Origin of the sequence: Sphingobium sp. B2D3C, from assembly GCF_025961835.1 — a bacterium.
In the GTDB taxonomy this organism is placed as follows: Bacteria; Pseudomonadota; Alphaproteobacteria; order Sphingomonadales; family Sphingomonadaceae; genus Sphingobium.
Window position 1 is genome coordinate 401,752 of the sequence record NZ_JAOQOK010000001.1, and the last position, 17,140, is coordinate 418,891.

Consider the following 17,140-nt stretch of genomic DNA (forward strand, 5'->3'; position numbering starts at 1 on the left):
CCTTCCGGGCGCTGTCCGACATTGGCACTGTTTTGCAGCAAGGATTAACGCGCGTGGAAAAGCGGGATGATCGTTTGCAAGGCGCTGCCGCCCGCCGCAGCTAGATCCGATCCGCCTGCACCACGGCGTCCACCGCCCGCAACGCCGAGAGAATTCGGGCGACGTGGCTCGCATCTTCCACCTCGAGATCGATGAGATCGGTGTGGAACGGGCCTTCGCGGTTCACCAGTTGCAGGTTGAGGATGTTGGCTTTGTTGACTGCGAAGATGTTGGCCACCGTCGCCAGAGCGCCGGGCTGGTTTTTAAGGATGACCGAAAGCCGCGCCGTGCCGCCCTTGGCTTCGCTGTCCCAGCTGAGGTCCACCCAATCGGCATCCTGACCGGTCTCCAGCACGAGGCAATCGATGGTATGCACCTCGATCGGTTCGCCCGGCCGCCGCAGGCCGACGATGCGGTCGCCCGGAACGGGATGACAGCATTCTGAAAGGGTGAAGGCGATGCCCGGGGTCAGGCCAATGATCGAAACGGCCTGCGCCTGCTTCTTGCGCCGCCGCGCCGCGCCGGGTGCGTCCTCCGCACTGCCGGGCACGAGGGCGTTCATCACCTCCTCGTCCGAGATGCGGTTGGTGGCGATGGCGATCATCAGCGCGGCCTTGTCTTCCAGTTTGAGCCGCTTGATCGCCGCTTTCTCCGCCTTGTCGCCAATTTCCACCGGCAGGCGCAGCACGATCTCCTCGTAGAGCTTCTCGCCCAGCGCGATCGTCTCGGTGCGCTGCTTCTGGCGGATGAACCGGCGGATCGCTGCGCGGGCCTTGCCGGTGATCGCGAAGCTGAGCCAGCCGGGCTGCGGCTCCTGCGCATCGGACTTGAGGATCTCGACCTGGTCGCCATTCTCAAGCTGCGTGCGCAGCGGCATGACGCGCCCATTGATCTTCGCGCCGACGGTCTGGTTGCCGAGCGTGGTGTGGACGGCATAGGCAAAATCGACGGGCGTCGATCCCTTGGGCAGCTGTTGCAGCTCTCCCTTGGGGGTGAAGGCGAAGATCCGATCCTGATACATCGCCATGCGGGTGTGCTCGAGCAACTCCTCCGCATCGTGGCTTTGTTCGAGGATTTCGACGAGATCGCGCAGCCAGCCGGCTTGCCCGTCAGGTCGCGCGCCGGACTGCTTGTAGGCCCAATGGGCGGCAAGGCCGAACTCGCTATCCTGATGCATCCGCTCCGAGCGAATTTGCACCTCGATGCGGGCATTCTCCTCGTGGATCACGGTGGTGTGCAGCGACTGATAGCCGTTGCGCTTGGGCGTGGAGATGTAATCCTTGAACCGTCCGGGCACCATCTTGAAGCGCTGATGGATGAGGCCCAGGGCGCGGTAGCAATCGTCCGTGCTGTCGGTGACGACGCGGAATGCCATGATGTCCGTCAGCTGCTCGAAGCTGATGTGACGCTCCTGCGTCTTGCGCCAGATCGAGTAAGGATGCTTCTCACGGCCGGAGACCGTGACGTGCATGCCCGCCGAGGTGAGCATATTTTGCAGCTGCGTCGAGATGCGGGCGACCTTGCTCTCGCCGCCTTCCTTGAGCAGGGCAAGGCGCTTGGTGACGCTGTCATAAGCATCGGGCTCAAGCTGCTGAAAGGCAAGGAGCTGCATCTCGCGCATGAACTCGTACATGCCGATGCGCTCGGCGAGCGGCGCGTAGATATCCATCGTCTCGCGGGCGATGCGGCGGCGCTTCTCCTCATTTTTGATGAAGTGCAACGTGCGCATATTGTGCAGCCGGTCCGCCAGCTTGACGAGCAGCACGCGAATATCGTCCGACATGGCGAGCAGAAACTTGCGCAGATTCTCGGCGGCCCGCTGGCTTTCGCTTTGCGCCTCGATCTTGCTGAGCTTGGTCACGCCATCGACCAGCCGGGCGACGTCCTGCCCGAACAGCCGCTCGATTTCCGCGGTGGTGGTGAGCGTATCCTCGATCGTATCGTGCAGCAGGGCTGTGACGATGGTCTTATCGTCGAGGAACAGATCGGTCAGAATGCCTGCGACTTCAATCGGATGACTGAAGTAGGGATCGCCACTGGCGCGCTTTTGCGTGCCATGCTTGGCGACCGAAAACACATAGGCGCGGTTGATCAGGGCCTCATCGGCATCCGGGTCATAGCCTTTGACCCTCTCGACCAGTTCATATTGACGCAACATCGTCGCGCAACATGGTGGCCGGACCCCGTGCAGCGCAACAAAAAACTCGCGCTGCAGCGGCCGGCGAGGGGGAAGTTGTCCCCTCAACGCCACGCTCCGCCCGATCCGTGCGACGAAGGCACAGTCCAGAGCACTCGCCATTTGGCGCGGCGCGCCGAATGCGCTAGCGTCGCTGGCCATGGCTGAACGCAAGGGTCTTGATGCATTTGAGGGCTGCGCCCTGCCGGCCGCGCTCGAAACGATGGGCGAGCGGTGGTCATTCATGATCCTGCGCGCCTGCTTCAGCGGCATCGTCTATTTCGAGGATTTCCAATGTGCGCTTGGCATCGCCCGCAACATCCTGTCCAATCGGCTGGGCAAGCTGGTTGCGAGGGGCATCCTCACCCGTGAGCCGGTCGCCAATGACAAGCGCCGTGTCGCTTACTGCCTTACCGAGAAAGGCAAAGCCTTGATGCCGGTGATGATTGCGCTGCGCCAGTGGGGCGAGCGCTGGGAACCGGTGCCGCCGGCACGCCGGATTCTAGCGGATAGCCGGGACCGGCAGCCGGTCCGCGAGGTGCGCTTGCAGGCTGCCGATGGGCGCCTGCTCGACTATCAGGATCTGTGCTGGATCGAGGCACCGGCCGCGGCCGACGAGGAGCCGGATTGCACCGCCGCGCCCCTGCGCGCGATGGGCGCCCCGCGTTGAGCCCGCCGATGACCTCCGTGCTCGTGATCCGCCGCCGCCCGTTCTTCGAGGATAAGAACAAGGCCTTCTGGACCTTGCAGGCGGTCGGATGGACCGGCGCGTTCCTGCTGCGCGCCGTTTCTGGCATCGCCAATGGCCAGCCGATGTCTTTCCTCGTGCCGGTGCTGATCTCGACGATCACCGGATATTCGCTGACGCTGCTGATGGCGGTGGGCTACCGCTTCCTGCTCAGGCAGACCCCGATCGTCACCTGGACGGCCTCCATCGTCATCGCGATCGTCGCGGGCGGGACATCGGCCTTTATCGATGCCTGGGTGTTCACGACGCTCAACCAGTCGGGCGACGGCTCCAGCCTCAAGCTGTTCCTGGGAGCCTTTTACCTCAATTTCACGCTGCTGGGGGCGTGGTCGGCGCTTTATTACGCGATCAATTTCTACATCACCGTGGAAGAGCAGGCCGACCAGTTGCAGTTGCTGGAGAGCCAGGCGAGCAGCGCCCAGCTTGCCATGCTGCGCTACCAGCTCAATCCGCATTTCCTGTTCAACACGCTCAACAGCATTTCCACGCTCGTGCTGCTCAAGCAGACCGAGCGGGCCAATGCGATGCTCTCCCGCCTGTCGGCCTTCCTGCGCTACACGCTCATCAACGAGCCGACGGCGCAGGTGACGCTTGAGCAGGAGGTGGAGACGCTCAAGCTGTATCTTGAGATCGAGAAAATGCGCTTCGAGGATCGTCTGCGCCCGATCTTCGACATTCATCCGGCGGTCGCCTCCGCGCGACTTCCTTCGCTGCTGCTGCAACCTTTGGTCGAGAACGCCATTAAATATGCCGTAACCCCCCAGGAGGAGGGCGCGGATATCGTGGTCACAGCGCAGCCTGTCGGCGAAAACGTGCGGATCGTCGTTTCGGACACCGGTCCCGGCTTGAATGGGAGCGATCAGCGCATGACGAAGGGTACGGGTGTGGGCCTTGCCAACATTCGTGACCGATTGGTTCAGGCGTTCGGGGAACGCCAGAATATGGAAACGCGTTCACCACCCGAGGGGGGCTACAGCGTCATCATCGAGATGCCGTTCATTACCGCCGAACCATCAAGGGTAGCCGCATGACCATACGCACCATTCTCGTCGACGATGAAAGCCTTGCCATTCAGGGGCTGAAGCTCCGCCTGGAGGCTCATCCCGACGTTGAGATCGTGGAGACGTGCACAAACGGTCGCGAAGCGATCCGCGCGATCAAGACACACAAGCCCGATCTCGTCTTTCTCGATATCCAGATGCCCGGCTTTGACGGCTTCTCCGTGGTCCAGGGGGTGATGGAGGTTGAGCCACCGCTCTTCATCTTCGTGACGGCCTATTCCGATCACGCGCTGCGAGCCTTTGAGGCCAAGGCCATCGACTATCTGATGAAGCCGGTGGAGGAGCAGCGCCTTGCTGATGCGCTCGACCGTGCCCGCACCCGCCTGCATGAGAAGAAGCAGGTGGAGGAAGCCGGACGCTTGCGCGAAGTGCTGGCTGAGGTGGCACCGGACGCGGTGTCCGAAATGCCTGCGGACAATGAGGCGCCCTCATCGAGCCGTTATGAGAAGCTCATCAACATCAAGGATCGCGGGCAGATCTTCCGCATCGATGTCGACACCATCGAAAGGATCGACGCGGCCGGCGATTATATGTGCATCTACACGGCGGATAACTCGCTGATCCTTCGGGAGACGATGAAGGACCTCGAAAAGCGCCTCGACCCGCGCAATTTCCAGCGCATCCATCGCTCGACCATCGTCAACCTGTCGCAGGTTCGCCAGGTCAAGCCGCATACCAATGGGGAGTGCTTCCTCATCCTCGAATCCGGCAGCCAGGTGAAGGTGAGCCGCTCCTATCGCGACGTGGTCGCGCGCTTCGTGCATTAAGAGCGCCACCGCTCAGGTGACGAGATGAAAAGAAAGGCCGGTCCCTTGCGGGGCCGGCCTTTCCATTTGCCTGGGAGGCAGAAGCGTGGCTGTCAGGCCGCTCAGCAGCGGCTGTCGGCCTTGTCGATCGCGCGGCCGGCAATCGCACCCACGGCGCCGCCGATGATCACGCCCGCGGTCTTGTCACCACGGCGACCGGCGACCTCATGGCCGAGCAGGCCACCGGCAAGGGCGCCGATGATCGTGCCGCCCGTGCCATTGTCCCGGCAGCGGTTATCGTAGCGATAGTTGCGACGGTCCGAATAACGGACATCGCGGTAATCACGATAGTCGCGGTCGTTGTAGCGATAGTCACGGCCATAATCGCCGCGATAGTCGCGATAATGGTCACGGGCCATGGCCGGAGCCGTGACGCCGAAGGACGTTGCGACCATGGTGGCGGCCGCCGTGATGCTGAGGAACTTGCGTGCAGTCATGGTCTTGCTCCTTGAAATCCTTTGGCGGGCATCTTGCGGCACGGTGGCCACGCCTTGTCCGTCATGATTTCGGTTTAGACCCCATCCGTTGAGCCAAAGCTGAATGGACATTTTAGCCAAGGTTCAGCTTTGCCGACCTGACGTCGCTTGGCTGGCGCGCTGCCCGAGGGGGCGCTAGGAGCAAGGCCATGCGGCGCATCCTGCTCATTCTCGCCCTCTTCATTCTGTTGATGAATGGCCGCCACCCGGCGCTTTCTCCGGGTCTTGAGAGCGGGTCGCTGCTCATCAAGGCCGAGCCACTGGCGCTAAGGTCGGCCGCAGCCGACGCCACGGCCTTCGGGCCGCTCCGCCTGACGGGCGCCTGGTCCCTGACCAGCCCGCGTGAGGTCTTCGGCGGCATTTCCGCGCTGATGGTGCGCGCTGACGGCAATCTGACCGGGCTGAGCGATTCGGGGGAGCTGTTCGAGATCATGCGGCCGGGGCGGCCGGGCGTTGGCAAGGTCCAGTCCCTGCCGCGCTGGGCGGTCGAGCAGGACTGGCCGCGTTGGAAGATGGATTCGGAGAGCCTCGCGCATGACCCGGTGTCGGGGCGCTCCTGGGTGGGGTTCGAGCATCTTCAGCGAATCTGCCGCTATGCGCCCCGGTTTCGCCATGTCGAAGCCTGCGTCGCCCCTGCGGAAATCAGACATTGGCCCTCGACGGGCAGCATCGAATCGCTGGTGCGGTTGGGCGATGGGCGGTTTCTCGCCATTGCCGAAATGGCGCAGGACCGCTCCGGTGCGTTCGAAGCGCTGCTGTGGCAGGGCGATCCGGTCGCGCGGGAGACACCACCGCCGCTGCAGCTTCGCTATCACGCGCCCGCCGGTTACCGGCCGACGGATGCGCTGTGGCTTGGCGGAGACCGGCTGCTGGTTCTCAATCGACGGCTGACGCTGGCACACGGCTTTACGGCCCGGCTGAGCCTTGTGCGATTGCCAGCATTCAAGGATGGCGCCGAGCTTTCCGGTACGGTCGTGGCCCGGCTGGAGCCGCCCGGGCTGGCGGATAATTTCGAGGGGCTGGCGCTGGGCTGGGAGGCGGGTCAGCCGATCCTGTGGGTCGTTTCCGACAATAACCGCTTTGCCCTGCAGCGCACCTTGCTGCTGCGCTTCGCCTTGCCGGCCGACTGGATCGGGAGGGGCTGCGACCCTGAATTACAGGCACAGAAAAAGGCGGCCCGCTGAGGCCGCCCCTTTCAATCTCTGTGTCTGGCCGAATGAATCGGCCAGCGCGTTCAGGCAGCCTTGACGGCTACCTTCTTGACGATCTCACGCTTCAGGCGACGCACGCGCAGCGAGAGCTTTTCGTCAGAGGTCTTGAGCAGCCAGTTGTCCAGACCACCGTTATGCTCGACCGAGCGCAGGCCGTGGGTCGAAACCCGCAGCTTCACGCCACGCTCCAGCGTGTCGGAGATGAGCGTCACATTCTGCAGGTTGGGCAGAAACACGCGCTTGGTCTTGTTATTGGCGTGGGACACATTGTGGCCCACTTGGCGGCCCCGGCCGGTCAGTTCGCAGATGCGCGACATGTCAATCGATCCTGATACTTGGTCGTTCGGAAAGCGGCGCCGATACAAGGCGGGGGACGAATCGTCAAGGCGGTTTCCCGCAAAACGACCCTGTCCTTGCGCGCGGCCTAGCAGGACTGGCCTCGACAGGGAAGGGCGGATGAGCCACTAGCTGCGATCATGTCGAGCGCTTTTCCCCTGCCCGAGCCGATGCGTCTGGCGCTGGACTGTGCGCGCCGCGCTGCGGACGCGGGGGAAGTGCCGATTGGCGCTGTGGTGACGCGGAATGGCGCGGTGATCGCGCAGGGCGAGAATCGCAACCGGCGCGATCGCGATCCCACGGCACATGCCGAGATTGTCGCGATCCGCGCGGCCTGCGCGCATCTCGAGCAGGACCGGCTGGGCGATTGCGACCTGTGGGTGACCCTCGAACCCTGCCCAATGTGCGCGGGCGCCATTGCCCATGCCCGGATCGCCCGGCTTTATTATGGCGCGGCCGATCCCAAGGGCGGTGGCGTCGAACATGGCGCGCGGGTTTTTGCGCAGCCGCAATGCCATCACCGTCCGGAGATTTTCTCCGGCATCGGCGAGGACAGCTCAGCGCGCCTTTTGCGGGACTTTTTCTCCGTGCGGCGGTGACGCGGTTGCGGAAGACGCCTGCGTCTCCAGCGGCGTGATCCGGTAAAGCCGGTAGGGCAGCTCGCTCGCCGCCTTGACGGTGACCGGCGTCAGGAAGGGGAATGTCTCGCCACGCGCCAGCCGTGCATAGAAGCCCTTGGGACTGCGGCGCTGGTAGATCGTCCCTTCCGGGAAGCCGGGACAATAGAGCAGATAGGTCGCGCCGCGCTTCTGCGCGATCTTGCGGAATGTCTCGGGCGACCCATCGAAGGCATGGTGCACGTCGAGAATGGCTTCCTGATTTCGGTGATAGGGACCGGCAATGACCGTGTGATGCGTAATCGCGATGAGGCGCGGCCCGAGATCGACAAGGGTGAAGATCGTCGCAGGCGCGATCTGGTCGAGCGGTTGCAGCGCGGGTTGAGTGCGGCAGCGCACTTCCGGTCGATGGGCGCCGGTGAGCGGCTTTGTGGCGGGTTTTGAGATCGCGGAGAGGTTGGACGCGGGTGCGGCGTTGGCGCTGTTGGCTGAGGCGTTCTTCGCCGAGGGCGGCGCCTGGTTGCGCGTCGAGGGCGCGGCGTTCGCCTGATTGTCCGGCTTGGGCGCCTGGGCAAAGGCCTTCGAAACGATGGGATAGAGGAAATAGACGCTGCTCGCCCAGATGAGGACGAGCGCGGCCGGCACGGCCAGCAATCGCCGGAGCCACGAGCCGGTGAGCAGGGTGACGATGATCGCCCAGCCGGCCCAGGCGACCGGGGGGATGGCCAGAAGCTGAGCGGCAGGGCCGGCGCGGATTTGCCAGAAAGTCAGCGCGATGGCGAAGGCGATCATCAGCGTGACCGTGGCCCAGGCCCACATCCGCTCCGAATCGCGGCGGGCGGCCCAGCAACCGATCAGGCCGCACAGCAGACCGGTGATCGGTAGGCTGATCATCGGCACCCAGCTCGATTGTGCTTGCACATAGATCGGCTTGGCCTCGCGGATGTAGACCAGCCAGCTCTTCTGGAGTTCCGGCGAGATGCCGTAGAGGTCGGTCACGCAATTGGGCCAGCTCAGCCATGCAAAAGCGAGAACGGCCGCTCCCCCAAGGGCCGCGGCCCCCAGGCGCTGCAGCCAGCCGCGGAGGGGCAGGAGGGTGAGGCCGTAAAGCACGCCCGCTGTCAGCACGAGTACGCTGGCCCAGACCGGTGAGATGGCATCGCACACCGGTGCGCGATTGGCATTGCTGGCGAACAGCGCGTAGCCGAGCGCCGTCGTACCGCCGAGGCCAAGCGCATAGGGGCGGACGCGGCGGGCAGCGCCTTCCTTGAAAATCCACCGCAAGGCAATGAGCGCGCCGGCTCCGACGAGATACACCAGCATTTCCATGCCGATGACTACGGAGAGAGCGCTGGCGACGCCGGTGACGACCCCACCGCGCGTCCATTTGCGATCGACAAGGCCAGCCAGCGCGGTCGCGGTGAGCGCCAACTGCCAGCCATGATGATCGATGCGCAGCGGCATGAACATGGAGAGGCCCATGCCCGCGCCCAGCGGCAGCAGCATCGCGATGAACCAGCCTTGGCCCTGGCCACGATCCGACAAGCGCCGGGCGATGAAGGCGAGGGCGAGCATCAGGAGCAGCAATGGGAGCAGAGGCTCGACGCCAACCGCCAGTTCCTCGGCGCGCGCGCGATCGGTGAACAGGCTGAAGAAGAGGATGAGGGCAGCGATGGGCAGATCGACCAACCGGCTCCAGTGGATATTGGCGCCATCGGGCGGGGCCATGCGGTGCTGCCGCAAATCCCACCAACTCTGCCCGGCGAGCCAGTCCCTCACTTGCAGATACCGCATATTATCGTCGGTATCGCCAAGGGAGAGGAAGCGAATGGCATCCGCGGAGCGATTCAGGAAATAGGCCGCGATGATCAGCCAAGCGATGACGATCAGCCAGCGCCATTCACGCTGCGCGAACCCATCTATGGCGCGCCACAGCCGGCTCGCGCGCGATGTCCACCCGCTTCGAGTGGCAGAACTGTCAATCCGCATGGTTCAGCGCCCGATAGCCATATGTGCAGGAACAGGCAGGGCGGCCTCGTCGTCCCGATACGCCTGCGGTCTTCCCCAATGGGGAACCGCGACCATTGCCGCTGCCGAGTTCACGGCCTAGGGCTTAGCCATGTGCATCAAAAGCGCAACGGGGCAAATCACACATGAGTGAATCGAAACGCCGGTCGGCTGAAAGTGCGTGTAGCTGATGATCGGTGGACAACTCGTGCGCTATGCGCTGACCGGCGGCTTCGTCACGGCGCTGCAGGCTGGCGTCTACTGGGTTCTGGCGCAATTGCTGGGCGTCCACCCGCAACTCGCGAATGTCTGCGGCTATCTGGTTGCGGTAGCTACAGGCTATGTGCTGCATGGCCGCTTCACATTTCGGGGGCATGGTAGCCGGGATCGTCCGGTGGCGCAGGCGGTGCGCTTTGCGATCGTTTCGCTGCTCAGTCTGGCGCTCAACGCCTTCTGGGTCTGGCTGTGCGTGGAACGGCTGATGCTGCCGCTCTGGTCGCCGATTCCCTTGATGGGCGTGATCACGCCGGTGCTGGTCTTCACGCTCAACCGCCAATGGGTGTTCCGCTAAGGCGAGCGCGCAATAAAAAAGGGCCGCCGGATCGCCGGCAGCCCTTTTCGAATTCTTACGGCAAAGCCGTGGATTACATCGCGTTGTTGGCGACGTTGCTGGCACCGTTCGCCATGTTGTCCATCGCGTTGCCCGCGGCGTTCATGGTGTTGTCGGCAGCGTTTTCCACGTCGTTCGACATGTTCACGGTGTTGTTGACGGCTTCGTTGGTCTCGGACTTGGAGCACGCGGCGAGGCCGAGCGAAGCAGCCAGAACAAGCGAGATGGCAATAGTCTTGGTCATGGGCAAACCCCTTGATGAATTCAAACCGAGCAGAAGCTGTGGAAGGGGTCCCCCCCCTTTGCCTGCGAAGCGATTCGTATCGATTTGTGAGCGCCAGCGCAATCCCTTGGTAATGATGCCCATTAACCAGCGATGAAAGCTATGGCTTGAACTGCCTCCGCGGATGCCGCAGACAGCCGGGCGATGCTGGGACAACTCGATCTTTTCCGCGCTCTTGCCGATCCCACGAGACTGCGGATCGTGCATCTTCTGCGTGAGATGGAACTGGCGGTGGGCGAAGTTGCGCTCGTCGTCGGGCAGAGCCAACCCCGCGTTTCCCGGCATGTCCGCATATTGGTCGAAGCCGGGCTGGCGGAACGCCGGAAGGAAGGCAGTTGGGTGTTCCTGCGCCTGTGCGGGGGACAGGAGACGCCGGCATTGCTGGCCCTGCTCGACGCGGCGGCACCCTCAGCAAGCGAGCGGCTGTGGATCGACGCGGATCAGGCGCGCCTTACGGCCGTTCGGGCCGAGCGGGCGCGCGCGGCCGAGGATTATTTCGCGAGCCATGCCGAGGAATGGGACGCCCAGCGCTCGCTCTATGTGCCGGAGGCCGATGTGGAAGCGGCCATGCTGGCGATGCTCAAGACGCACAAGCTTGGCCGCTTGCTTGATGTGGGAACGGGGACGGGGCGGATCGCGACGCTGTTCGCCGCGCAGTCCGAGCAGGTGCTGGCGATCGATCGCAGTGCCGAAATGCTGCGGCTGGCGCGCGGGAAGCTGCCGCGCGACATCGCCGACCGGGTGCATTTTCTGGCGGGCGATTTCAGTGCCTTGCCCATTGAGGATGGATCGGCCGACACGGCAATTTTGCATCAGGTGCTGCATTATGCGCAGGCGCCCGAGCGGGTCATCGCCGAGATCGCGCGCACCTTGCGACCTGGCGGGCGGCTGCTGATCGTCGATTTCGCGCCGCATGAGCGGGAGGAGTTGAGAACGCGCGATGCCCATAGCCGGCTGGGCTTTTCCGACGAGCAGATCAGGGCGTGGTTTGCCGCGGCGGGCGTGGCGCTGGAGCAGGTGGATACGCTGGCGGGCGGCGAGCTGACCGTGAAGCTGTGGCTCGGCCAGAGTCAGCGCGTGCCGCTAGCTCCAAAAAAGGACGCCCGACGCGCATAAACGCCGGGCGCCGCAACTGCATTTCGCGACAATCGAGGGAGATCAGTCGCTCGGCACGAGGTGGCGCCGGCGCGCCATCAAGGCCAGCCGGTCCTTGACCGCCAGCTTGAGGCGCTTGAGTCGCTGCAGCTTTCCGAAATCCGGCGCGCGCTGCCGCTGTTCAAAGCGCAGGGCTTCATCGAGCTTCTGGTGCCGATCGAGGAGACTGAAGATATGCTTGGACATATGCCACTCCGTTGGAAGGTTTCCAAAACTCGGGTGACAACCGGGCGATGATCTTGTCTGCATGGGGGTGCCAGACGTCGCACCGGTGTCACCCGATGCGGTCCGACATCACGAGCTGACGCAGGGGGAACGTCGTTGCTCGCCAGAGGGGCCCGGCCCGCACATCCAATGTAGCAAGCCGAGACGGCTGTTCAAGTCTGAACAGGCTTTTTCTGTCGCAAAAACCGCCTCATAGCAGGCGTGGCGCGGCGACCGGCGTTATTCGCCGAGTTGGCGGGCTTCCTGATATTTGAGCTCAAGATAGCGGTTATGAACCGCGAGCTTGTCGAGATCGCCATCGGCAAGCTGGGCCGTCATGTGCGCGATTTCCTGCTCGATGACGGAGAGGCCCTCAACCAGCTGTGCATCCGGCACGCGGCCGTTGCGAGGGACATGACGGAGCGGTTCGGGAATCGACTGATAGCCGGTAACCAGCTCCGGCAGATGGTCGCTGAGCAGGCGGCGGACCTCGACGGCGGCAGGCTCGCGGGGGTCGAGCTTGGCGAGCTGCGGTGCCAGGGTCTCCAAGCGGTTGCCGATGGCGTTGACGATGGGAATGGCGGGCGCCGGCAGCGCGCGACGCTGATTATCGAGCCAGATCTCGGTCTTTTGCGGAAGCGTCTTGAGGTCCGCTTGCGCGAGCCGTTCCGGCTCCATGACGCGGGGCTCGGTGGAGATGAACGCGAAAGCGAGGCAGGCGATGAGCAGGCCCATGACCAGCAGAACGCCGGTGGTGCCGATGCCGCCCAGCACGAACCCGGCAATCGCTGCGCCGACCAGCACGGCAGCAACCGCGAGGATCATGCGCTTGAGCCGCCGCGTCCAGTCGCGCTGCATCCGGGCGATCTTGCGACCGGTATGGCGGTAGCGCTCGCTGGTCCGCGCGATCAGCTCATTGGCGCGCTGGACGATCTCGTCGACTTCGCTGGGCATGGCGGCCCTGTTACTCGATTGCCGTCAGCGGAGACTGACCGCTGGTGACCGCTGCCTGCGCGCGGGCCTGACCCTCGGCACGCGCGATATAGCCTTTCGACTTCTCGACTTCGGTGCTCAGCGTGTTCACCGTCGTCTTCATATTCTCCAGCGCTTTCAGCTTGAAGGTGTCGATATTGTCCATGGTGTCGTAGATATTCTGGAAGGCGCGCTGCAGCGTCTCCAGCGGGATCGTGCTGCTGGCCGCCTGCTCATGGATTTGCGCCGACTGGGTCTTGAGCAGTTCGCCCGTCGAATCGATGAGGTTGGCCGTGGTCGTGTTGAGGGCGGTGATCTGGTCGAGGACCAGCTTCTGCCCGGCCAGTGCCTGCGCCACGGTGACCGCCGTGCGCAAGGCAGAGACGGTGGTCGTGCTCGCACGGTCGACGCCCTTCACCAGCTCGACATTGTTCTTCTTGACCAGATCCAGCGCCAAATAGCCCTGCACGGTGACAGCCATTTGCGTCAGCAGGTCCTGGGTGCGCTGGCGCACGTAGAACAGCGCGCTCTCCTTGATGGCCTTGCTCTTGGCCGGATCGGTCGCCTCCAGTTCGAAGGCCTTTTGCTCGAGCCGCGCGTCCATGGCCTTGGCGATGTGGATCATCTGCTCCAGCCGGCCCATGGTCGCCCACATGTTCTGCCGCTCGACATCGATGGCGGCATTGTCCTTGATCAGCGTGTCCTTGCCGCTGGCGAGGCTGCCGAGGATCGAATTGATGTGCGTCTGGCTCGACTTGTAGCTGTCGAAATAGTTGCGCATCTTGTTGCCGAACGGGATGATGCCGAACAGCTTGCGCGGCGCAAGCAGATTGCCGCGCTTGCCGGGATCGAGATCCTCGATGACACGGCGCAACTCGGCGAGGTCGGTGCCGACATTGCTGTCCGCGTCCATCGCGCGAACCGGGCGGTCGAGGAAGCGGTTGGAGTGGCCAGCGGCTTCCGCAATCTCCTTGCGGCCCATGTTGGTGATCTGATCGACCTTGGCGCCGAACTCGGGGGAATTGGCGTCGAGCGCGGCCAGTTCCTCGACAAAAGCATCGACCTTTTCGTCGAGCTTGCTCTTCTTCTCATCTTCCAGCGGCACGAGGCCGGCAGCGCGTTCAGCCGTCACATTGGGCACCACCTCGGGTGGGGTGAGATTGAGCTTGTCCTGGGTCGTCGTCGCGCTGGTCGCCATCTGGGTCTCCTTGGGGTGTAATATTGCGATATAACACCGCCGGTTCAAGGCCGGTCTTCAGTATAGGGGTCATGGGGCGGAGAAGTAAGTCCCCGGAGGCCAGGACGTGGATTGCATTGCGCGGCCACGGCCCTCCCGAGGAGACGGAGTGATGGTAAATCAAATCTAAGCCATTTGAGGCTAGGCCCTGCCGCCTTGGAGAGAACATTGCAAAGGCGGCGGAAATGCACCACCATCATCGCTTCGAGAGGATGTCCCTTGGAAGGCGGGTGGACAGGCAGGCAGCCTGTCAGGCAGCGGGGGGCGCCATTATGGATGTTTATGATCTCGTCGTGATCGGCAGTGGGCCGGCCGGGCGCCGGGCAGCGGTGCAGGCCGCAAAGCTCGGTAAATCGGTGCTGGTGGTGGAAGGGCGCAAGCGTGTCGGCGGCGTGTCCGTGCACACCGGCACCATCCCGTCCAAGACCCTGCGGGAGACCGTGCTCAATCTGACGGGCTGGCGCGAGCGCGGCTTCTACGGCCGCTCCTACCGGGTGAAGAAGGACATTGGCGGCAACGATCTCGATCACCGGATCGACAAGACGCTGGAGCATGAGGTGGACGTGCTAGAGCACCAGTTCCAGCGCAATGGCGTGCGCACGCTGGAGGGGTTTGCTCGTTTTACCGATCCGCACACCTTGCTGGTCACCGCGCCAGACGAAAGCGAATTGCGGGTGCGTGGCGAGCGCATCCTGATTGCGGTTGGCACTGCGCCGTTCCGGCCGGATAATATCCCCTTCGACGACGACATCGTGCTGGACAGTGACGTGCTGATCGAGGCGCCGCGCGTGCCGCGCTCGCTGGTGGTCATAGGCGCGGGCGTCATCGGCATCGAATATGCGACCATCTTCTCTGCGCTGGATATAGCGGTGACGCTTATCGAGCCGCGCGAGACATTTTTGGACTTCATTGATCGCGAGATCATCGAGGAATTCATCCATCAGCTGCGCGACCGGGGCATGACCATCCGGCTGGGCGCCAAGGTCACCAACGTGGCGAAGGATGCGAGCGGAGCCGTCGTCACGACGCTGGAGGACGGGCGCGCGATCCGCTCCGAGATGATGCTGTTCGCGGCCGGCCGGGTGGGCGCGACGCATACGCTCGGGCTGGAGCATTGCGGACTGGCGGTGGACAATCGCGGCCGGCTGAAGGTGGATCCCAAGACCTTCCAGACCGAGGTGCCGCACATTTACGCGGCGGGCGACGTGATCGGCTTCCCCAGCCTTGCCTCGACCTCAATGGAGCAGGGGCGGATCGCGGCGTGCCATGCGTTCGATCTGCCGATGCCGCCGGCGCCGGCCTATTTCCCTTATGGCATCTACGCGGTGCCGGAGATTTCCACGGTCGGCATGAGCGAGCAGGACGTGAAGGCCAAGAAGATCCCCTATGAATGCGGAATCGCGCGCTTTCGCGAAACCTCGCGCGGGCACATCATGGGGCTGGATTCAGGGCTGATGAAGATGATCTTCTCGCTCAAGACACGGCGGCTGCTTGGCGTGCACATCATCGGCGAGGGCGCAACGGAGCTGATCCACATCGGGCAGGCTGTGCTGAATCTCAAAGGTACGATCGATTATTTTATCGAGAATACCTTCAACTATCCGACGCTGGCCGAGGCCTACAAGATCGCGGCGCTGGATGCATGGAACCGGATGCCCAGAGAGGGGTGAGAGTTCGGTGCCTCGCTTCGTCATTCTCGCGCACGCGGAAGCCAGTTGAGCGCTACCGCTCAGATCCCACGCCGCATCTGGATTCCCGCTTTCGCGGGAATGACGATTCGCGGGAATGACGAGTGGTGTGCAGCGTCTAATGTTGAGGCGTTCGCCTCTTAAAAACTCTCTTCGCCGTAGACCTTCGTGATGTCGCCGCCCCACGCGCCATTGTAGCGATCCAGCAGGCGTTCGGCGTGGGTGCGGCCGGTGGCGACGACTTCGTCCAGCGCGGAGAGGTAACCGCCTTCATTTTCGCCGATGCTGTTGAGGCGGGTGCGGGCGGTGAGGCCCGCGCGGGCGATGGCGAGGACGTCGGCGGCGATGTCCTGCAGGGTGCGGCCGCCGGGGACGGGCGCGCCAAGGGCGAGGCGGGGGACTTCGGTGCGGAGGGTTTCGCGCTCCTCCATCGTCCAGTCCTTGACCAGATCCCAGGCCGCGTCGAGCGCGCCATCGTCATAAAGCAGGCCGACCCACAGAGCGGGAAGGGCGCAGATGCGGTTCCACGGGCCGCCATCGGCGCCGCGCATTTCGAGGAAGCTCTTCATGCGCACTTCCGGGAAGGCGGTGGAGAGGTGATCCTCCCAGTCGCCCATGGTCGGGCGCTCGCCGGGGAGGGCGGGCAGCTTGCCTTCGAGGAAGTCGCGGAAGCTCTGGCCGGCGGCGTCGATATATTTGCCGTCGCGGAAGACGAAGTACATCGGCACGTCGAGCGCATAATCGGCATAGCGCTCGTAGCCAAAGCCATCCTCGAACACAAAGGGCAGCATGCCGGTGCGATGCGGATCGGTGTCCGACCAGATGTGGCTGCGATAGGAGAGGTAGCCGTTGGGCTTGCCCTCCGTGAACGGCGAATTGGCGAACAGGGCCGTCGCCAGTGGCTGGAGCGCGAGGCTGGTACGGAACATCTTCACCATGCGCGCTTCGCTGGAATAATCCAGATTGACCTGAATCGTGCAGGTGCGCAGCATCATGTCCAGGCCCATGCTGCCAACGCGCGGCATGTGCTGCAGCATGATGCCATAGCGGCCCTTGGGCATGATCGGCAGTTCAGCACGTGTCTTGTCCGGCCACATGCCAAGGCCGAGGAAGCCGAGGCCGAGCTTGTCGCCGACGGCCTTGACCTGTTCCAGATGCCGTCCGGTTTCGGCGCAGGTCTGGTGGAGATTGTCGAGCGGGGCGCCGGAGAGTTCGAGCTGGCCGGCTGGCTCAAGGCTGATCGTGCCATCGCTGCCCGAGAGCGCGATGACCTTGCCGCCTTCCTCGACCGGTTCCCAACCAAACGCGCGCAGGCCATCGAGCAGATCGCGAATGCCGCCGGGCTCATCATAAGAGGGCGCGCGGTGGTCTGCGAGGCGGTAGACGAACTTCTCGTGCTCGGTGCCGATTTTCCAGCGATCTGCAGGCTTTTCGCCATCCTGGAACAGGCTGATGAGCTGGCTGCGAGACTCGATGATCGGATCTTCGCCCGCCGTTTCCTTGCGTGTACTCAT

The 17,140-nt window shown here is 63.6% G+C and carries 17 protein-coding genes; 8 read left to right on the plus strand and 9 right to left on the minus strand.

Translation table 11 applies throughout. The features are described from left to right. Positions 1-100: 100 nt before the first annotated feature. Positions 101-2,197, minus strand: a complete 2,097-nt coding sequence (locus tag M2339_RS01800) for a RelA/SpoT family protein (RefSeq protein WP_181560397.1) — start codon at positions 2,195-2,197, stop codon at positions 101-103. A 178-nt stretch (positions 2,198-2,375) separates the two neighbouring features. Between M2339_RS01800 and M2339_RS01805 the strand changes: the two genes are divergently transcribed. The 3 genes from M2339_RS01805 to M2339_RS01815 are packed head-to-tail and all read left to right on the plus strand — an operon-like array spanning position 2,376 to position 4,791. Further along, a complete protein-coding gene (locus M2339_RS01805; RefSeq protein ID WP_264587695.1) occupies positions 2,376-2,885 on the plus strand; it encodes a winged helix-turn-helix transcriptional regulator in 510 nt (169 codons plus the stop codon). 8 nt (positions 2,886-2,893) lie between these two features. Then, on the plus strand, positions 2,894-3,994 hold the full coding sequence (locus M2339_RS01810) for a sensor histidine kinase (protein ID WP_181560395.1): 1,101 nt from the start codon (positions 2,894-2,896) through the stop codon (positions 3,992-3,994). Beyond that, positions 3,991-4,791 carry a LytR/AlgR family response regulator transcription factor gene (locus tag M2339_RS01815; RefSeq protein WP_181560394.1) on the plus strand — a complete coding sequence of 267 codons (801 nt, stop codon included), beginning with the start codon at positions 3,991-3,993 and terminating at the stop codon, positions 4,789-4,791. The genes M2339_RS01810 and M2339_RS01815 overlap by 4 nt, the downstream gene beginning before the upstream one ends. A 101-nt stretch (positions 4,792-4,892) precedes the next feature. Here M2339_RS01815 and M2339_RS01820 read toward each other — a convergent pair whose 3' ends face one another. Then, on the minus strand, positions 4,893-5,267 hold the full coding sequence (locus M2339_RS01820) for a glycine zipper 2TM domain-containing protein (protein ID WP_264587694.1): 375 nt from the start codon (positions 5,265-5,267) through the stop codon (positions 4,893-4,895). Between the two features lie 188 nt (positions 5,268-5,455). Between M2339_RS01820 and M2339_RS01825 the strand changes: the two genes are divergently transcribed. Continuing rightward, positions 5,456-6,490: an esterase-like activity of phytase family protein gene (locus M2339_RS01825; RefSeq protein WP_264587693.1), complete on the plus strand. Its 1,035-nt coding sequence runs from the start codon at positions 5,456-5,458 to the stop codon at positions 6,488-6,490. A 50-nt stretch (positions 6,491-6,540) separates the two neighbouring features. Here M2339_RS01825 and rpmB read toward each other — a convergent pair whose 3' ends face one another. Beyond that, positions 6,541-6,834 carry a 50S ribosomal protein L28 gene (rpmB, locus tag M2339_RS01830; protein WP_181560391.1) on the minus strand — a complete coding sequence of 98 codons (294 nt, stop codon included), beginning with the start codon at positions 6,832-6,834 and terminating at the stop codon, positions 6,541-6,543. 159 nt (positions 6,835-6,993) lie between these two features. Between rpmB and M2339_RS01835 the strand changes: the two genes are divergently transcribed. Then, the gene (locus M2339_RS01835; RefSeq protein ID WP_264587692.1) at positions 6,994-7,452 is read left to right on the plus strand and encodes a nucleoside deaminase; all 459 of its coding nucleotides are present in this window, start codon (positions 6,994-6,996) and stop codon (positions 7,450-7,452) included. Here the strand turns inward: M2339_RS01835 and M2339_RS01840 are convergent. Next, complete coding sequence (locus tag M2339_RS01840; RefSeq protein WP_264587691.1) at positions 7,411-9,459, minus strand: hypothetical protein; 2,049 nt, start codon at positions 9,457-9,459, stop codon at positions 7,411-7,413. The two genes, M2339_RS01835 and M2339_RS01840, sit on opposite strands and share 42 nt — an antisense overlap. Before the next feature lie 208 nt (positions 9,460-9,667). Between M2339_RS01840 and M2339_RS01845 the strand changes: the two genes are divergently transcribed. Beyond that, the gene (locus M2339_RS01845) at positions 9,668-10,048 is read left to right on the plus strand and encodes a GtrA family protein (RefSeq protein WP_264587690.1); all 381 of its coding nucleotides are present in this window, start codon (positions 9,668-9,670) and stop codon (positions 10,046-10,048) included. 73 nt (positions 10,049-10,121) lie between these two features. On the opposite strand, the gene M2339_RS01850 is transcribed toward M2339_RS01845, so the two are convergent. Next, complete coding sequence (locus tag M2339_RS01850) at positions 10,122-10,331, minus strand: circumsporozoite protein (protein ID WP_181560387.1); 210 nt, start codon at positions 10,329-10,331, stop codon at positions 10,122-10,124. A gap of 183 nt (positions 10,332-10,514) precedes the next feature. Here M2339_RS01850 and M2339_RS01855 point away from each other — a divergent pair, with 183 nt between their 5' ends. Further along, positions 10,515-11,486, plus strand: a complete 972-nt coding sequence (locus M2339_RS01855) for an ArsR/SmtB family transcription factor (protein WP_264587689.1) — start codon at positions 10,515-10,517, stop codon at positions 11,484-11,486. A gap of 42 nt (positions 11,487-11,528) precedes the next feature. On the opposite strand, the gene M2339_RS01860 is transcribed toward M2339_RS01855, so the two are convergent. The 3 genes from M2339_RS01860 to M2339_RS01870 form a co-directional block, all read right to left on the minus strand. Continuing rightward, positions 11,529-11,711: a DUF465 domain-containing protein gene (locus M2339_RS01860; protein ID WP_181560385.1), complete on the minus strand. Its 183-nt coding sequence runs from the start codon at positions 11,709-11,711 to the stop codon at positions 11,529-11,531. A gap of 258 nt (positions 11,712-11,969) precedes the next feature. Beyond that, the gene (locus M2339_RS01865) at positions 11,970-12,683 is read right to left on the minus strand and encodes a hypothetical protein (RefSeq protein WP_181560384.1); all 714 of its coding nucleotides are present in this window, start codon (positions 12,681-12,683) and stop codon (positions 11,970-11,972) included. A gap of 10 nt (positions 12,684-12,693) precedes the next feature. Next, positions 12,694-13,899: a toxic anion resistance protein gene (locus tag M2339_RS01870; RefSeq protein WP_264587688.1), complete on the minus strand. Its 1,206-nt coding sequence runs from the start codon at positions 13,897-13,899 to the stop codon at positions 12,694-12,696. Positions 13,900-14,210: 311 nt separating this feature from the next. Between M2339_RS01870 and sthA the strand changes: the two genes are divergently transcribed. Then, entirely contained in the window at positions 14,211-15,608 is a 1,398-nt protein-coding gene (gene sthA / locus M2339_RS01875) for a Si-specific NAD(P)(+) transhydrogenase (RefSeq protein ID WP_264587687.1), read from the plus strand. Positions 15,609-15,766: 158 nt separating this feature from the next. Here sthA and M2339_RS01880 read toward each other — a convergent pair whose 3' ends face one another. Beyond that, a complete protein-coding gene (locus tag M2339_RS01880) occupies positions 15,767-17,140 on the minus strand; it encodes a glutamate--cysteine ligase (RefSeq protein WP_264587686.1) in 1,374 nt (457 codons plus the stop codon).

What these genes read in the sequence shown, in the direction of transcription:
- M2339_RS01800 (WP_181560397.1), bottom strand. Translation starts at nt 2,197, where the DNA reads ATGTTGCGTCAATATGAACTGGTCGAGAGGGTCAAAGGCTATGACCCG.
- M2339_RS01805 (WP_264587695.1), top strand. Translation starts at nt 2,376, where the DNA reads ATGGCTGAACGCAAGGGTCTTGATGCATTTGAGGGCTGCGCCCTGCCG.
- M2339_RS01810 (WP_181560395.1), top strand. Translation starts at nt 2,894, where the DNA reads ATGACCTCCGTGCTCGTGATCCGCCGCCGCCCGTTCTTCGAGGATAAG.
- M2339_RS01815 (WP_181560394.1), top strand. Translation starts at nt 3,991, where the DNA reads ATGACCATACGCACCATTCTCGTCGACGATGAAAGCCTTGCCATTCAG.
- M2339_RS01820 (WP_264587694.1), bottom strand. Translation starts at nt 5,267, where the DNA reads ATGACTGCACGCAAGTTCCTCAGCATCACGGCGGCCGCCACCATGGTC.
- M2339_RS01825 (WP_264587693.1), top strand. Translation starts at nt 5,456, where the DNA reads ATGCGGCGCATCCTGCTCATTCTCGCCCTCTTCATTCTGTTGATGAAT.
- rpmB (WP_181560391.1), bottom strand. Translation starts at nt 6,834, where the DNA reads ATGTCGCGCATCTGCGAACTGACCGGCCGGGGCCGCCAAGTGGGCCAC.
- M2339_RS01835 (WP_264587692.1), top strand. Translation starts at nt 6,994, where the DNA reads ATGTCGAGCGCTTTTCCCCTGCCCGAGCCGATGCGTCTGGCGCTGGAC.
- M2339_RS01840 (WP_264587691.1), bottom strand. Translation starts at nt 9,459, where the DNA reads ATGCGGATTGACAGTTCTGCCACTCGAAGCGGGTGGACATCGCGCGCG.
- M2339_RS01845 (WP_264587690.1), top strand. Translation starts at nt 9,668, where the DNA reads ATGATCGGTGGACAACTCGTGCGCTATGCGCTGACCGGCGGCTTCGTC.
- M2339_RS01850 (WP_181560387.1), bottom strand. Translation starts at nt 10,331, where the DNA reads ATGACCAAGACTATTGCCATCTCGCTTGTTCTGGCTGCTTCGCTCGGC.
- M2339_RS01855 (WP_264587689.1), top strand. Translation starts at nt 10,515, where the DNA reads ATGCTGGGACAACTCGATCTTTTCCGCGCTCTTGCCGATCCCACGAGA.
- M2339_RS01860 (WP_181560385.1), bottom strand. Translation starts at nt 11,711, where the DNA reads ATGTCCAAGCATATCTTCAGTCTCCTCGATCGGCACCAGAAGCTCGAT.
- M2339_RS01865 (WP_181560384.1), bottom strand. Translation starts at nt 12,683, where the DNA reads ATGCCCAGCGAAGTCGACGAGATCGTCCAGCGCGCCAATGAGCTGATC.
- M2339_RS01870 (WP_264587688.1), bottom strand. Translation starts at nt 13,899, where the DNA reads ATGGCGACCAGCGCGACGACGACCCAGGACAAGCTCAATCTCACCCCA.
- sthA (WP_264587687.1), top strand. Translation starts at nt 14,211, where the DNA reads ATGGATGTTTATGATCTCGTCGTGATCGGCAGTGGGCCGGCCGGGCGC.
- M2339_RS01880 (WP_264587686.1), bottom strand. Translation starts at nt 17,140, where the DNA reads ATGAGTACACGCAAGGAAACGGCGGGCGAAGATCCGATCATCGAGTCT.